This is a genomic window from Acidisoma sp. PAMC 29798 (assembly GCF_030252425.1).
GTDB lineage: Bacteria > Pseudomonadota > Alphaproteobacteria > Acetobacterales > Acetobacteraceae > Acidisoma > Acidisoma cladoniae.
In genome coordinates this window covers 1,243,470-1,258,961 of the sequence record NZ_CP126994.1, presented here as the reverse complement: position 1 = coordinate 1,258,961, position 15,492 = coordinate 1,243,470, and the positions used below count along the sequence as shown (strand labels likewise).

Annotated in this window: 15 protein-coding genes and 1 pseudogene; 10 read left to right on the top strand and 6 right to left on the bottom strand. The window is 65.7% G+C overall.

Going from position 1 to position 15,492, the window contains the following annotated elements; genetic code table 11:
- Positions 1–76 precede the first annotated feature (76 nt).
- The 3 genes from ntrC to dusB are packed head-to-tail and all read right to left on the bottom strand — an operon-like array spanning position 77 to position 3,761.
- A complete protein-coding gene (gene ntrC, locus QP803_RS06060) occupies positions 77–1,522 on the bottom strand; it encodes a nitrogen regulation protein NR(I) (protein WP_491546793.1) in 1,446 nt (481 codons plus the stop codon).
- Entirely contained in the window at positions 1,519–2,679 is a 1,161-nt protein-coding gene (locus QP803_RS06055) for a two-component system sensor histidine kinase NtrB (protein ID WP_434082889.1), read from the bottom strand. The genes ntrC and QP803_RS06055 overlap by 4 nt, the downstream gene beginning before the upstream one ends.
- The gene (gene dusB, locus QP803_RS06050; protein ID WP_284946887.1) at positions 2,676–3,761 is read right to left on the bottom strand and encodes a tRNA dihydrouridine synthase DusB; all 1,086 of its coding nucleotides are present in this window, start codon (positions 3,759–3,761) and stop codon (positions 2,676–2,678) included. The genes QP803_RS06055 and dusB overlap by 4 nt, the downstream gene beginning before the upstream one ends.
- Before the next feature lie 115 nt (positions 3,762–3,876).
- On the opposite strand from dusB, the pseudogene ispF reads away from it, so the two are divergent.
- The 7 genes and pseudogenes from ispF to QP803_RS06015 form a co-directional block, all read left to right on the top strand.
- Positions 3,877–4,371, top strand: a pseudogene (ispF, locus tag QP803_RS06045) (2-C-methyl-D-erythritol 2,4-cyclodiphosphate synthase); the annotation flags it as partial.
- A gap of 73 nt (positions 4,372–4,444) precedes the next feature.
- Positions 4,445–5,011, top strand: a complete 567-nt coding sequence (gene efp / locus QP803_RS06040) for an elongation factor P (RefSeq protein ID WP_284946885.1) — start codon at positions 4,445–4,447, stop codon at positions 5,009–5,011.
- 16 nt (positions 5,012–5,027) lie between these two features.
- Positions 5,028–5,864: an inositol monophosphatase family protein gene (locus QP803_RS06035; protein ID WP_284946884.1), complete on the top strand. Its 837-nt coding sequence runs from the start codon at positions 5,028–5,030 to the stop codon at positions 5,862–5,864.
- 136 nt (positions 5,865–6,000) lie between these two features.
- A complete protein-coding gene (locus QP803_RS06030) occupies positions 6,001–6,876 on the top strand; it encodes an OmpA family protein (RefSeq protein WP_284946883.1) in 876 nt (291 codons plus the stop codon).
- A 15-nt stretch (positions 6,877–6,891) separates the two neighbouring features.
- Positions 6,892–8,049, top strand: a complete 1,158-nt coding sequence (locus QP803_RS06025; protein WP_284946882.1) for a flagellar motor protein MotA — start codon at positions 6,892–6,894, stop codon at positions 8,047–8,049.
- A gap of 1 nt (position 8,050) precedes the next feature.
- Positions 8,051–9,478, top strand: a complete 1,428-nt coding sequence (locus QP803_RS06020) for a peptidoglycan -binding protein (RefSeq protein WP_284946881.1) — start codon at positions 8,051–8,053, stop codon at positions 9,476–9,478.
- Positions 9,435–10,280 carry a DNA-methyltransferase gene (locus tag QP803_RS06015; RefSeq protein WP_434082888.1) on the top strand — a complete coding sequence of 282 codons (846 nt, stop codon included), beginning with the start codon at positions 9,435–9,437 and terminating at the stop codon, positions 10,278–10,280. Before QP803_RS06020 ends, QP803_RS06015 begins: the two co-directional genes overlap by 44 nt.
- 116 nt (positions 10,281–10,396) lie before the next feature.
- On the opposite strand, the gene QP803_RS06010 is transcribed toward QP803_RS06015, so the two are convergent.
- Genes QP803_RS06010 through QP803_RS06000 form a run of 3 tightly spaced genes read right to left on the bottom strand, consistent with a single transcriptional unit; the run spans position 10,397 to position 12,359 of the window.
- A complete protein-coding gene (locus QP803_RS06010; RefSeq protein ID WP_284946879.1) occupies positions 10,397–10,828 on the bottom strand; it encodes a hypothetical protein in 432 nt (143 codons plus the stop codon).
- Positions 10,825–11,463, bottom strand: a complete 639-nt coding sequence (gmk, locus tag QP803_RS06005) for a guanylate kinase (RefSeq protein ID WP_284946878.1) — start codon at positions 11,461–11,463, stop codon at positions 10,825–10,827. The genes QP803_RS06010 and gmk overlap by 4 nt, the downstream gene beginning before the upstream one ends.
- Positions 11,460–12,359 carry a YicC/YloC family endoribonuclease gene (locus QP803_RS06000; protein WP_284946877.1) on the bottom strand — a complete coding sequence of 300 codons (900 nt, stop codon included), beginning with the start codon at positions 12,357–12,359 and terminating at the stop codon, positions 11,460–11,462. The genes gmk and QP803_RS06000 overlap by 4 nt, the downstream gene beginning before the upstream one ends.
- 62 nt (positions 12,360–12,421) lie before the next feature.
- Between QP803_RS06000 and QP803_RS05995 the strand changes: the two genes are divergently transcribed.
- Genes QP803_RS05995 through xylA form a run of 3 tightly spaced genes read left to right on the top strand, consistent with a single transcriptional unit; the run spans position 12,422 to position 15,457 of the window.
- Positions 12,422–13,195, top strand: coding sequence for an SDR family NAD(P)-dependent oxidoreductase (locus QP803_RS05995; protein ID WP_284946876.1), 774 nt, complete (start codon positions 12,422–12,424; stop codon positions 13,193–13,195).
- A 27-nt stretch (positions 13,196–13,222) separates the two neighbouring features.
- The gene (locus tag QP803_RS05990; protein ID WP_284946875.1) at positions 13,223–14,101 is read left to right on the top strand and encodes a slipin family protein; all 879 of its coding nucleotides are present in this window, start codon (positions 13,223–13,225) and stop codon (positions 14,099–14,101) included.
- Positions 14,102–14,134: 33 nt separating this feature from the next.
- Complete coding sequence (gene xylA / locus QP803_RS05985; RefSeq protein ID WP_284946874.1) at positions 14,135–15,457, top strand: xylose isomerase; 1,323 nt, start codon at positions 14,135–14,137, stop codon at positions 15,455–15,457.
- Positions 15,458–15,492 lie beyond the last annotated feature (35 nt).

Sequence of the window (15,492 nt, the reverse complement as noted above, 5' to 3'; positions counted from 1 at the left end):
CATGGCGAAATGCGCTCCGCTTTTCCGCCCTACAGCTCAACGTCGCGCGGCGGATTCCGACCAATGTCATTCCGCTTTAGGCAACGCCGCGGACGACCGGCACATCGAGATCGCGGATCTTCTTGCGAAGCGTATTGCGATTGAGGCCCAGCATGGCGGCGGCCTTGATCTGGTTGCCGCGTGTCGCGAGAAGCGTAAGCTGGATCAAAGGCCGTTCCACTTCCGCGATGACGCGATCATAGATGTCGTTGCCCATCAGCCCTTCCTCATGCGCGGTCAGGAACTGGCGAATATGCCGCTCCATGGCACGCGTCAGCGGCTCGGACGCAGCAGAGCCGTCTTCCTCCGTCGCCGGTGCGGCTTCCGCGAGATCCCGATCGACGACTTCCGCCGTGATCGTCTCCTGCGCATGAAGGGCGGCGAGCCGGCGCATCAGATTTTCCAGCTCGCGGACATTGCCCGGCCAGCGATGGGCGCGCAGACGGTCGAGCGCCGAAGGCTCCAGCGACTTGAAGGGCAGACCGTCATTGCGCGCCTTGTCGAGGAAGTGGCGGGCGAGCAAGGGGATGTCCTCCACCCGCTCGCGCAAGGGCGGCAGGCGGATCGGCACGACATTGAGGCGGTAGAACAAATCCTCACGGAACAGGCCCTGACGAATGGCGGCGCGCAGGTCCCTGTGAGTCGCGGCGATGATGCGCACATTGGCGCGCAAGGGCTGGCGACCCCCGACGGCGGTGAACTCGCCCTCCTGCAACACGCGCAGCAGCCGGGTCTGTGCCTCCTGCGGCATATCCCCGATTTCATCGAGGAACAGCGTGCCGCCGCTGGCCTGTTCGAAACGACCCTGATTGCGGCTGGTGGCGCCGGTGAAGGCGCCACGCTCATGACCGAACAACTCACTCTCGATCAATTCGCGCGGAATCGCCGCCATATTGATGGCGACGAAGGGACCCGCGCGGCGGCGGCCGTAATCATGCAGCGCGCGCGCCACCAATTCCTTGCCCGTGCCAGACTCGCCATTGATCATGACGGTGAGATCGGTGGTCGTGAGGCGGGCGACGGTGCGGTAAATTTCCTGCATCGCCGGACTACGGCCGATCAGCGGCAGACGTTCGTCCGCGTCACGCGGCTCCGGCGGCGGCTGGTCTCCGGTCGGCGTCGGCACAGCGAGGGCGCGATCGACCACGGCGAGCAATTCACGCAGATCGAAGGGTTTCGGCAGATACTCAAAGGCGCCGCGCTGCGTCGCCTTGACGGCGGTGATCAGGGTCGATTGCGCACTCATCACGACGACACGCAGGTCGGGCCGCAGGCGGCGGATGCGGGGAATGAGGTCGAGGCCGTTCTCATCCGGCATCACGACGTCGGTGATGACGAGGTCGCCTTCGCCGTCTTCGACCCAGCGCCACAGCGTAGCGGCATTGCCGGTGGTACGCACCTGGTAGCCGGAACGGCCGAGCGCCTGCGTCAGCACCGTACGGATGGACCGGTCGTCGTCAGCAATCAGAACGGTCGGCATCATGATTCATCCTCCTCGGCGAGCATGGGCAAATGCAGCCGGAATTCAGTGCGCCCGGGGCGACTCTCAACCTCGATCAAACCGCCATGGTCGGCGATGATCTTGGCGACGAGGGCGAGCCCCAATCCTTGTCCCGATGGCCGCGAGCTGACGAAAGGCTCGAACAAATGCGGCCGGATATCCTCGGAAATGCCTGGGCCGTTATCGCGGACCACCACCAGCAGGGGCAGATCGACGCGGGTATCGGAATCGGAGGTCGGTGTGGCAAGGCGCAGGCCGTGCTGATAGCGCGTCATCAGCGTGATCTCGGCCTCCTGCGTGCCGCCGCTCAGAAGCGAATCCGAGGCGTTCTTCACGAGGTTGAGCAGAACCTGCACAAGCTGGTCCCGATTGCCCCAGACCGGCGGCAGCGACGGGTCGTAGCTTTCGCTGAAACGCAGCCCCTCGGCGAAGCCGTTGCGGGCGAGGCGCCGCACATGCTCCAGCACGCGATGGATATTGACCGCATCCATCGTCACCGGCTTTTCGCCGAACACCTCCATCCGATCGACCAGGGCGCGAATCCGATCGGCCTCGTCCCGGATCAGCACGGTGAGTTCCCGATCCGTTTCCGCGACGCTCGCTTCCAGCAATTGGGCGGCGCCGCGAATGCCGGACAGCGGATTCTTGACCTCATGGGCCAAGATGGCCGCCATGCCGGTGATGCTGCGGGCGGCGTTGCGCGCCGCGATCTGACGGTCGAGGGCGCGGACGGTGGAGCTGTCCTGCAAGACCAGAAGAACGCTGCCGGGCAGTTCCGGCATGGTGGTGCCCTGAACGCTGATGCCGGTTTTCGACATCCGCGGCCCCTCGAACGCGAGGTCGTGGTCGGCGATGGAATTCACGCCGACCCGGAGCTGGCCGATCATCAAGAACAGCGGGCTGTCCTCGGGCAGGACGTCGGCGAGGGAAAGCTGCGCGAGCTGAGCGACGGACAGGCCGAGGAATTGCTCGGCCGCCGGATTGGCATAGGTGAAGCGATTTTCATCCGACAGCACCACCACCGCGACCGGGAGCGAGGCGAGGATCGCGGCCTGGTCTGGAACCGGCGTCGGCGGCACCGGCGTGCGGCGAACGACGGAGAGGACGGTGCGACGCACCGCCTTGGTAACGCCGCTCACGCGGCTTCCGCCAGCATGACGGTCTTGTCCGGCGCCGGCGCTTCGACGCCGCGCGCGATCAGGGGGTCAAAGAAGGCATCGATCAGCGCCAGCACTGCCGGCCGCTCGGCGGCGCGGGTGACCGTGGCGCGGAAATCGGCGGAGCCCGGAAGCCCGCGCGAATACCAGGCGAGGTGCTTGCGGGCGAGGCGCAGGCCCGGCTGCTCGCCGAAATGGCTCAGCATGGAGTCGTAGTGGTCGAGCATGATCGCCTTGCGGGCCGCGAGCTCGGGCTCCGGCCGCTTGATGCCGGTGCGGAGATACTCCGCGACATGGGCCAGGAACCAAGGCCGGCCATAGCAGCCGCGCCCGATCATCACGCCGTCCGCGCCGGATTGCGCCAAAGCCTCCACCGCATCTTCCTCGACGATGATGTCGCCATTGGCGATGACGGGAAGCTTCACCGCCTCCTTCACCTGGCGAATGAAGGCCCAGTCAGCCTGGCCTGTATAGAATTGCTGACGGGTGCGACCATGGACGGTGAGCATGCGGATGCCGCAATCCTCGGCGATGCGCGCAAGGGTCGGGGCATTGAGATGGTTGTGATCCCAGCCCATGCGCATCTTGAGTGTCACCGGCACCGGCACGGCGCGGACCACGGCTTCCAGAATGCGGGCGGCACCCAATTCATCCCGCATCAGGGCCGAGCCCGCCATCTGGCCCACGGCCACCTTTTTCACTGGGCAGCCGAAATTGATGTCGATGATATCGGCGCCCAGGCCCATGCCGATGCGGGCCGCCTCAGCCATGGCCGCCGGATCGCAGCCGGCCAATTGGAGGGAATTGGGGCCACCGCCGGAGGCGACCTTCGCCATGCGCAGAGTTGCCTGATTTTCCCGCACCATCGCCCAGGATGCGATCATTTCCGAAACGACCAGGCCCGCCCCGAGATCCCGTGCCAGAGTGCGGAAGGGCAGATCGGTCACGCCCGACATCGGGGCAAGGATCACCGGCGTCTCGATAATCGGGTTGCCCTGACCGCCGAGCGCGATCGGTTGTAGGTGAGTCAACGACGGTTCATTCCGAGTCACGCGATTGCCCATGATTTGTGCAGATACAGCACCAGCGGGTTGACGCGCAATCGGGCAGGACCGACTCTGGTGCAGCGAACCCTTTCCTACGTCTTTATGGTGACCGATGACGCTTCCTGAGACTTTGCCCGCCCTTCTGCCGCGCATGGGCACCGGCTTCGATGTCCATGCCTTGGAGGTTGGCCGCCCGCTGATCCTGTGCGGCATCACCGTGCCGCATGAACGCGGCCTTGCCGGCCATTCGGATGCCGATGTCGGCATCCACGCGCTGTGCGACGCGATCTATGGCGCGCTGGCGGAAGGCGATATTGGTCGCCATTTCCCGCCCAGCGAGAATGAGTGGAAGGACGCCGACAGCGCCCGTTTCCTGCGCCACGCGGCCGAGCGGATCGCGGCGCGCGGCGGCATCCTCACCAATGCCGATGTGACACTGATCTGCGAGCAGCCGAAGATTACGCCCCATGCGCCGGCCATGCGGGCGCGGCTGGCGGACTTGCTCGGCGTTCCGCTGTCCCGCGTCTCGGTAAAGGCCACGACCACCGAAAAGCTGGGCTTCACCGGCCGGCGGGAGGGGATCGCGGCGCAGGCCGCCGTGGCACTGCTGGTGCCCGAAAGGGAATGAGCCAAGCTGCTTGCCGCTCGTACCCTAAGAGGATACAAGCCGCGCCTCCCTATTTCGACGATCGAGAAGACCGATGAAGCAGCAGGCGAACCTTATCCGCGCCGGCCAAGTGATCGAGCATGATGGCCGTCGCTGGACGGTGCTCAAGCAGCAGATCATTACCCCTGGCAAAGGCGGCGCTTTTATTCAGGTCGAAATGCGCGACCTCAAGACCGGCAACAAGACGAACGAGCGCTGGCGCACCGCCGACACCGTCGAGCGTCTGATGACCGACAACAAGGATTTCCTCTATTCCTATACGGACGGTGACAACCTCGTTCTGATGGACAAGGAAACCTATGAGCAGACGCTGGTGCCCGCCGCTTTGCTGGGCGAAGGCGTGGCCTTCCTGCAAGATAATATGCCGGTGACGCTCGATCTGGTGGAGGGTGACCCGGTTGGCATCCATCTTCCGGTGTCCGTCGTGCTGGAAATCATCGAAGCCGATCCTGTGACCAAGGGCCAGACCGCGACCAGCTCCTACAAGCCCGCCAAGCTGTCCAACGGCATCAAGACGATGGTGCCCCCCTTCATCGAGACCGGGGAACGCATCGTGGTCCGCACCGAGGACAGCACTTATATGGAGCGGGCGAAGTCCTGACAGGGACACCGTCACCATGGCCCCGCGCCTCTCCCCCCATCTGACCATCATGGCGAACGCCGCGCAGAAGGCGGCCAAGCAGCTTTTGCGTGACTTCAATGAGGTCGAGCAGCTTCAGGTCAGCATCAAGGGACCGTCCGACTTCGTGTCCCAGGCCGATCTCAAGGCCGAAGCGACCATCAAGCAGGACCTGAACAAGGCGCGGCCGGGCTACGCCTTCCTCATGGAGGAGTCCGGTGCCTCGGGCTCCGACAACTGGACCTGGCGCTGGGTCGTCGATCCGCTGGATGGCACCACCAATTTCCTCCACGGCATGCCGCATTGGGCGATCAGCATCGGCCTTGAACGCCGCCTGCCGGATGGCGCCACGGAACTGGCGGCGGGCGTGATCTATGCCCCGGCGACGGACGAGATGTTCTGGGCCGAAAAGGGTTCGGGCGCCTTCATGAACGATCGCCGCCTGCGTGTGTCAGCACGGCGCGACCTGTCCCAGTCGGTATTCGCCACGGGCATTCCTTTCGCGGTGGCACCCGCGCGGCAGCGCCTCGCCTTCGCCCGCACCCTGGGCGCCTTGATGCCCCAAGTGGCTGGCATCCGGCGCTTCGGCGCGGCGGCGCTCGACCTCGCCTGGGTCGCGGCCGGGCGTTTCGACGGCTATTGGGAAGTCGGGATCAAGCCCTGGGACATCGCGGCCGGCATGCTGCTCGTGCGCGAGGCTGGCGGCTATGTGACCGACCCCAAGGGCTCGGACCAGGTCGGCGAGGATATCGTCGCCGGCAACCCGTATTTGCACCCGAAGCTACGGGAAATGGTGCTCGAAGGCCTCGACGCCGCCGAGGCAGCTAGCTCGTAGGGCGGAAAAGCGCAGCGTATTCCGCCGGACGGCAGCTGGTGGAATGCGCTTCGCTTTTCCACCCTACGAGCAGAAGAGAGATTGGTGCGTCGCACCCCCTCCCCGCCGTGGCAAAACTACCGTAGATTTCAAAGGAATGCGCCGCACTTATCCCTTTCTTCTGCCCTTGATGGTGGCTCTCGCCCCCGCGCCCCTCGCGGCGCAGGTGACGGTCGATCCAAACGCGCTCAATGCCATCGGCGCACCCCATATACCGGAACCGCCGGGTGCCGCCGCACACGCGCCCCGACACCGGTCGCATTGGCACCGTCATCTGGCGCGCCGCGGCAACCACGCCGCGCCCGGCGTTCCCGAGACAGCCGTCGCCTCGAAGGGCAAGGCGCCCGCCGGACCCTCGGTTGCCGAATTGACTGCCCTGCCCACAGCCCCGCCGCCGCTGCCCAAACCCATGGTGACGCTGCCACCCGTGGTGGCAAAGCCTGAGAAACCAACCTTGGCCCCGGCCCAGCCTCAGCCCCCTGCCGTTACAGCCGCGCCCGCGCTCCTGCCGCCTGTGCCGACGCAAGCCGTGCCGCCCGCCCCTCGACTGGCCGAAACCACGCCCGGCATTCCGGCGGCCGCGCCGCCACCACCTGTGCCGCCGGCAGTCGCCGCTCCGGAGACCCTGCCGAAAGGCGCCAATCGGCTGACTTTGCCCTTCTTTGTGCAGGATACCGACCTGCCGCCGGCGGAGCAGGCCATGCTGCGGGATTTCGCCCAGCGATCCGGTTCCCAGGCGCATTACATCGTGCGGGCCTTCGCCTCCCCGCCCGCCGGCGACGATGACGACGATGCCTCCACGCCGCGGCGCCTGTCGCTGGCGCGGGCGCAATCCGTGCAAGCGGCCTTGCTGGATGCCGGCGCCAAACCCGCTCTGATCCGTCTGCTCGCCATGGGCCCGGCAGGGGGCACGCCTGCCGACCGTGTCGAGGTCGTCGCCGTCCCGCCCGCTGCCTCTTCCCCCACACCCTGACGGATCCCTCCGATCATGACACGACCGACCACCTACCTGATCCGGATGCTGATCTTTCTGGCAGCGGTGCTCGCGGTCGGCATCGCGCTCATTCCCAAGCTCGCCTTGTTCTTCCGAAGCAATCCGGCGCTGAACGCCTTCATCTTTTTCGTGTTGCTGCTGGGCATCATCTGGAACCTGCGGCAGGTGCTACGGCTGGAGCCTGAGGTCGCCTGGGTCGGCGCCTATCAGCGCAGCCGGCAGAAGCTGTCCGGCATCACGCCGCCGAAGCTGCTGGCACCGATGGCGCGCATGCTGGCGACCCGCGCCGAAGCCGTCGGGCGCAGCGAAGGGCGCGTCACGCTCTCCACCCAAGCCATGCGCAGCCTGCTGGATGGCATCGGCAGCCGGCTCGACGAAAGCCGCGAACTGTCACGCTATGCAACGGCGCTGATGATCTTCCTCGGCCTGCTCGGCACCTTCTGGGGCTTGCTGAAGACAGTCAGTTCTGTGGCCGACGTCATCCAGGGCATGAGCGTCGGCGGCGGCGACATCAACGCGGTTTTCGACCAATTGAAAAGCGGTCTCGCCGGGCCGCTCGCCGGCATGTCCACCGCCTTCTCCTCCTCGATGTTCGGCCTCGCCGGCGCCCTGGTGCTGGGCTTCCTCGATCTCCAGGCCGGGCAGGCCCAGAACCGCTTCTATAACGAGCTGGAAGACTGGCTCGCCGGCCTGACGCGCCTCTCCTCCGGCGTGCTCGGCGGCGAGGGCGAAGGCGGCAATGTGCCGCTTTATGTCCAGGCGCTGCTGGAACAGACGGCCGAGAATATGGAAGGCCTGCAGGCGGTGCTGTCGCGCGGCGAGGAAGGGCGGTCGCAATCCACCCAAACCTTGGCGGCGCTCGCAGACCGGCTCAATACCTTCACCGATACCATGCGCGCCAATCAGCAGCTCATGCTGCGGATCGCGGAAAGCCAATCGAGCCTGATCCCCGCTTTGCAACGCCTGGGCGAGCGCGACAAGGGCGGCAGTTCCGACGAAGTCGCCCATGCCCATCTGCGTAATATCGAACATGCGCTGCAACGGCTCATCACCGAGAGCGAACAGGGCCGCGCGCAAAGCACCTCGGAGCTTCGCAACGACATCCGCGTGCTGACCCGTACCATCGCCGCCATCAGCGAAGGGCCGCGCTGAAATGCCGGGCTATCATCGCAGGCGGCAGAATAACGGCCTCGATGCCTGGCCCGGCTATGTCGATGCTCTGTCGACCTTGCTCATGGTCACGATCTTCGTGCTTCTGGTCTTCGTGCTTGCCCAGGGCATGCTGTCGGTCACGCTCACAGGCAAGGACAAGGCGCTGGAGCGTCTGAATCAGGAGATTGCGCAGCTCACCGACATGCTGTCCCTGGAGAAGGGGCGCGCCGCCGATCTACAAGGCAATGTCGCGAGCCTCGCCCACGACCTCGGCGAAGTCACCACGGCGCGAGACGCGCTGGCGCGCCAGCTTTCCGCGGCGCAGACCGAAGCCAGCCAGGATTCGACCGAAGTCACCGTACTCCGTTCAGCGCGCGACAAGCTGACGGCGCAATTGTCCGACCAAGCGGTGCAGGCGCAATCCGCCACCGCGCGGCTGAATGACGTGCAGACACAACTGTCGCAACAGACGGCTGCCGCTGCGGACGCCAATACCCGCACATCGACGTTGCAGGCATCATTGACCGAAACACAGCAGCGTCTCACCCAGAACGAGGCGACCCTGTCCGAAGCGACGGAGGCGGTGGCCGCCGCCACCGCCGCCACCAAAATTGCCGCAGCCCGCACGGTGCAGCTTCAGACCCAGCTCGACGCCTTGCAGGCGCGCGCGACCACCGCCGAGTCGGATCTCGCCACCGCCCGTGCTGCGCTGAGCCAGGACGAGGCACGGCTCGCCCAGCAGTCACAGGCGGTCGCCGCCGGCAGCACCGCGCTCGACAAGCAGAAGCAATTGACCGACGCCGCCAATACCGAACTCGCCATGCTGAACGATCAGATGGCGCAGCTCCGCGCGCAGCTCGCTGCCATTTCAGCCGCGCTGGAACTTCAGACCGATTCAGGACGCGACAAGGATGCGCAGATCGCCGATCTCGGCCGCAAACTGAACCTCGCCCTTGCGGCAAAGGTGCAGGAGTTGCAGCGCTACCGCAGCGACTTCTTCGGCAAGCTGCGGGATGTGCTGAAGAACCAGCCCGATATCCGCGTGGTCGGCGATCGCTTCGTATTCCAGAGCGATGTGCTGTTCCCCTCGAACAGTGCCGACATGACCTCCGGCGGTCAGGCGCAGATCGACAAGATCGCCTCCGCCGTGCGCGGCATCGCCAGCGAAATTCCGCCGGGCCTATCCTGGATGCTGCGCGTGGACGGCCATGCCGATAGCCAACCGGTAACGAACGGACCCTATAAGGACAATTGGCAATTGTCTGCGGCGCGGGCGATTTCGGTGGTGCAGCTTTTGATTCTCGACGGTGTGCCGGCGAACCATCTCGCCGCCACGGCCTTTGCGGATACCCAGCCGCTCGACACCGGCAACACGACCGACGCCTATGCCCGCAATCGCCGAATCGAATTCCGCCTTACGGATCGCTGACTTGGACGTTGCCGTCCCTATCGCGCGGGAGTGGACGGTCGGCCGGCAGCGGATCGTGCAAGTCGACTGTCTGGAGGGGATGGCGGCGCTGCCAGCGGCGAGCATCGATGTCTGCGTGACCTCGCCGCCCTACAACATCGGCGTCGCCTACAAGACCTATCAGGACCGGATGCCGCGCCAGGCCTATCTGGACTGGCTTGGGGACGTAGGCCGGGCGATCCGTCGCGTGTTGGCGCCCGAGGGATCCTTCTTCCTCAATGTCGGTGGCACGGCGAAGGATCCTTGGATCGCGACGGACGCAGCGCGCGCCATGGGCGAGGGCTTCGTGCTGCAAAACCACATCACCTGGGTGAAGTCGCTGAGCATTGGGGACGATACGGTCGGGCATTTCAAGCCGATCTCGAGTCCGCGTTTCCTCAACCAGAATCACGAGGCGATCTTTCATTTCACCAAGTCGGGCGAGGTTGCGATCGATCGTTTGGCGATCGGCGTGCCCTTCAAGGACAAGTCCAATATCGCGCGCTGGGGGCATACGCGCGACCGCCGTTGCGGCGGCAATGTTTGGTTCATTCCCTATGAGACCGTGAAGTCCAAGGCGCAGAAGTTCGATCATCCAGCGGGATTTCCGATCGCGCTGCCGCTGCGCTGCATTCGGATGCACGGTATGGCGCAGCCGCGCGTGCTCGACCCGTTCCTCGGCGCCGGCACGACGCTGGTCGCGGCCGAGCAATTGGGCGCGGCGGGCATCGGCTTCGAGATGGACGGGGATTACGCGGAGCGCGCGGCGACGCGGATTGGGTGAGGACGTGCCACTCTCGTCATCCGCGCACTTGATGCGCGGATCCATGGGCGCCTCCACCAAGGAAGATGGGTCCCCGGATCAAGTCCGGGGATGACGGTAGGTGGGGACGCGCGGTCCTACCGCACGTAGACCCGTACCTCATCGCCCGGAATGCCCGGCACGATGACGGCGCCGAGGGTGATGCGCTCCACCGGCACGCCGTCACCCATGATCGCCTGAGCAACCTCGGTCGCATCCGGCGTCAGAGCCTTGGCCGCCAAAGTCTGCTTGGTCGGCGTCCCCTTCCTCGGCACGGCCGACAGAACGTCGAACATCACATCCGGCTTGAGAGCCTGGGCTTGCCGCACCGCCTGGGCGAGAGCCGACTGGTATTCATCGGGTCCCGCAGTGGCGCCGATGGTCACCAGCGGCACGCGATCGGCCTGTGCCGCGATGTCCTGGGCAGTCGCCTGCGATGGCCGTTGGGGCGCGGGACCGACCAACCCCTGGCCGGGGATCGTGCAGCCGGCGACCAGCAGCGGCAGCGCGGCGAGGAGAAGACGCCTCATACGGCGGCCATGCGCGTAAAGGCGTGCAGGCCGGTCTGGCGGAAGGTCGCGAGCCGTGCGGCGCGCAATATGGCGCGGACGTCCTTCACTGCCTCATCAAAATCCTCATTGATGAGCGCATAGTCGAACTCCGTGTAATGCTCCAACTCGCTTTGCGCGACGGCCATGCGGCGGGCGATTTCCTCAGGCGAGTCCTGACCACGGAGCTGAAGCCGCACGGCGAGCGCGGGCATTGAAGGCGGCAACAGAAACACGCCCACGACATCTTGCGGCAAGGCATCCCGCATCTGCCGGTAGCCCTGCCAGTCAATGGTGAAGATCATGTCCTGGCCGGCTGCCAGCGCCGCTTCGACCGGCGCGCGCGGCGTGCCGTAGAGCGTTTCGCGGCCAAAGACATGCGCCCATTCCAGCAAGCCACCGGAGTCGCGCAGCGCCTCGAACTCCGCCGTATTGCGGAACAGATAGTGCTTGCCGTCGATCTCGCCCGGTCGAGGCGTGCGGGTGGTGGCGCTGATCGACAGCGCCAGACCCGGCTCCTCCGCCAAAAGCGCGCGCGTCAGGCTGCTCTTGCCTGTGCCGGAGGGCGCGGCGATGACGAGGCAAAGGCCGCGACGCTGAAGTCCCGAGCCGCTCATTCGACGTTCTGCACCTGTTCGCGGAGCTGCTCGATTGCGGCCCGCAGTCTCAGTCCTATGCCCGTCAGGACGATCGAGGCTGACTTGCTGCATAGCGTATTCGCTTCCCGATTGAATTCCTGCGTTAAGAAATCGAGGCGGCGTCCAACGACCACCCCTTCCGTCAGCAGAACCTGCGCGGCATCGATATGGCTGGCGAGCCGGTCCAGTTCTTCCCGCACGTCGGACCGGCTGGCGAGGAGTGCCACTTCTTGCGCGATCCGCTCCTCAGGGAGAGACGCGCCCTCCCCGATCAGGCCGCGCACACTCTCCATCATCCGGTCCCGTTGCAAACGCGGCTGGTCTTCCGCCGCGACCACGGCCTCAGCATGCAGACCGGCGATCTCCGTCACCTGGCCGCGCAGCATGGCCGCGAGCCGCGCGCCTTCCTCAAGCCGCGCGCGCTCCAGCCCCGCGAGGGCCTGCTCGAAGCCCGCCGCCACGGTAGTCCGCAGGGCGATCGTCGGTGCCGGGGGGCCCGCATTGGCGGACATGCGCAGCACGCCTGGCAGCGCGAGCAGCAGCTCCGCCCTCGGCGGCGGCGCACCGGGAATGCGGTTTGCCAATTCGGTCGCCAGGCGCAGCACGCGTTCGAGCGCCTCCGGGTCCGGCCCGGCCACCGCCTGATCCTCGGCACGCACACTCAGCACCGCATTGATATTGCCGCGCCGCAGGCGCTTGGACAGCAACAGCCGCAACTCTGGCTCCAGCCCTTCCCAGCCGGAGGGCAGGCGGAAACGCGGCTCGAAACCCTTGCCGTTGACGCTGCGCATCTCCCAGCTCCAGGCAATGCCATCGGCATCGCCGGAAGCGCCGCCGAATCCAGTCATCGATGCGAGAAGATTTGCGCTCTGCATGGCCCGGCCTTGTATTGTGAATTCGCGGTTTGGGAAATGCGGCCCGCTTGCTAATCAGCCCAATGACCTTCGCACATGTCCTCATCACCGGCGCCTCCTCCGGCATCGGCCAAGCCCTGTCCCTCGCCCTTGCGGCGCCTGGGGTGACGCTGCATCTCGGTGGCCGGGACGCAGCGCGGCTCGACGCCGTCGCCGCCGCGTGCCGCGCCAAAGGAGCGACTGCCCTGCCGCATGCAGTGACGGTGACCGACGCGGCAGAGATGCGGGCCTGGATCGAACGTGCGGGGCCGCTCGACCTCGTCATCGCCAATGCCGGCATCTCCGCCGGCACCGCGATGTCGGGGGAGAGTGAGGCGCAGACCCGCGCGATCTTCGCGACCAACCTCGACGGTGTGCTGAATACGGTGCTGCCGGCCATGAGCGTCATGGCCGCGCAAACCGCCGATACAGCCGGCATTCGCGGCCATATCGCAGTCGTCGCATCGGTCGCCGCCTTCATTCCCGGCCCCGGCGCGCCGGCCTATTGTGCGTCCAAGGCAGCGGTCGATTCCTGGGTGGTGGGAAGCGCCCCCTCCGCCCGACGCCGTGGCATCGTCATGACCAGCCTCTGCCCCGGCTTCGTCACCTCCCCCATGACCGACACCAACACCTTTCCCATGCCCGGCATCATGAGCGCCGAGCGCGCCGCCACCCTCATGCTGCGCGCCATCCGCCGAAAGGCGACACGCAGCGCCTTCCCGGTTTGGATTGCAGCTGCCGCGCGGCTTTCGGCCTTGCTGCCCCCCGCCTGGCGCGCGGCGATCGCCGACCGCTTCCCCGCCAAAGGCGCGCTATAAAGAGCGGCACAACGAAGAGAGCCGATCATGAACGCTCCGCCGATCGCCTATGCCGCCTCCGCCCTATGCCTCGTCATCGCCGCCCTGGTGGTGAACGCCACGCATGAGGCGGGATTCGGCATCGTGCTCGCCGTGATCCTGGTGGTAGCGGCCATCACCCTGCCGTCCTGGCTGAAGATGACCGACCAATGGAACCGCGCCATCATCCTGCGACTCGGGCGCTTTCGCGGCCTCGGCGGACCGGGGCTGTTCACCCTCATTCCCTTCCTGGAGACGATCGCGACCGTGGTCGATCTGCGTATCCGCACGACGGAAATCCGCGCCGAGGAAGCGCTGACGCGCGACACGGTGTCCATCGCCATGGATGCCATCGTGTTCTGGCGTGTCGTCGACCCCAAGCGCGCCGCGACCGAGATCGAATATTACCGCCAGGCGGTGGAGCGGGTGGCGCAGACGAGCCTGCGCGAGACCATCGGCAGCCACGACCTGACGCAGTTATTGTCGGATCGGAAGACGGCGGATGAGGAATTGCGCGAAACGATCAGCCACAAGACCGCCGTCTGGGGCGTGGAGATTACGTCGGTGGAGATCAAGGATATCGCCATCCCCAACTCGCTGCAGGACGCGATGAGCCGGCAGGCCCAGGCCGAGCGGGAGAAGCAGGCGCGCGAAACACTGGCTTCCGCCGAAATCGGCATCGCCATCAAGGTGAGGGAGGCGGCGCGGATTTACGCCGAGGACCCTGTCGCACTGCAATTGCGGCAGATGAACCTGATTTACGAGATGAACAAGGATCGCGGCACGACGATCCTGATCCCGACCGATATGGCGAACAGCCTGGGCGCCATGGCGGTGGTTGCGGCGGCGCGTCAGGCCGGGGATGATAAGAAGACTGCCGGACAATAGGGTCGCCCAAGGCCCCGCTCAGGAAGGACTTCCATGACTGATACGCCGCGCTTTTTTACCCAGGCCGATCCCATCCGCTTCGAGGGCCGGGACAGCAAGAACCCGCTCGCCTTCCGTTGGTATGACAAGGACCGCTTGGTTCTGGGCAAGACCATGGAAGAGCAACTGCGTTTCGCGGTCGCCTATTGGCATTCCCTCGCCTGGCCGGGCGGCGACCCCTTCGGCGGTGAGACCTTCCTGCGCCCCTGGATGCATGGCAGCGACGAAATGGCCATGGCGCGCCACAAGGCCGAGGTCGGGTTCGAGATGTTCCGCATCCTCGACGTGCCCTATTTCTGCTTCCACGACCGCGACGTGGCACCGGAAGGCGCGACCCTGGCCGAAAGCAACCGCAACCTGGACGTGATTGCCGATCTGTTTGCCGAGCGGATGGCGAGCGAGAAGGTGCGGCTGCTGTGGGGCACGGCGAACCTATTCTCCAACCGCCGCTTCATGGCCGGCGGTGCGACCAACCCGGACCCGGAGGTCTTCATCTATGCCGCCGGGCAGGTGAAGCATGCGCTGGAAACCACCCATAAGCTCAATGGCCAGAACTACGTGCTGTGGGGCGGCCGCGAGGGCTACGAGACGCTGCTCAATACCGACCTTGCCCGCGAGATCGAGCAATACGGCCGCTTCCTGACCTTGGTCGTCGAGCACAAGCACAAGATCGGTTACAAGGGCGCGATCCTGATCGAGCCCAAGCCGCAGGAGCCGACCAAGCACCAGTATGATTTCGATGTCGCGACGGTCTACGGCTTCCTGAAGCGCTTCGGGCTTGAGAATGAGGTTCAGGTCAATATCGAGGACAATCACGCGACGCTCTCGGGCCACACCTACGAGCATGAAATCGCGACGGCGCTGGCTTACGGCATCTTCGGCTCGCTGGACGTGAACCGCGGCGACCGGCAATCGGGCTGGGACACGGACCAGTTCCCCAATGACCCGACCTCGATGGCGCTGGGCTTCTTCCATCTCTTCCAGGCGGGCGGCTTCAAGACCGGCGGCTGCAACTTCGATGCGAAGATCCGCCGCCAGTCCCTGGACCCGGACGATCTGCTCATCGGCCATGTCGGCGGCATGGATGTCTGCGCCCGCGCCTTGCTGATGGCCGAGGACATGATCGAGGACGGTGTGCTGCCGGGGATTATCAAGGATCGCTATGCGGGCTGGGACAGCGCCGAGGGGCGTGCGATTCTGAAGGGCGAGCGCAGCTTGGACGATCTGGCAGCTTTGGTGGCGCGCGACGGCATCAACCCGTCCCCGCGTTCCGGCCGGCAGGAGTATTTGGAAAACCTGGTCAACCGGTATCTGTAGGGGGGTGCGGCGGATAACGCTGCGCTCATCCGCCC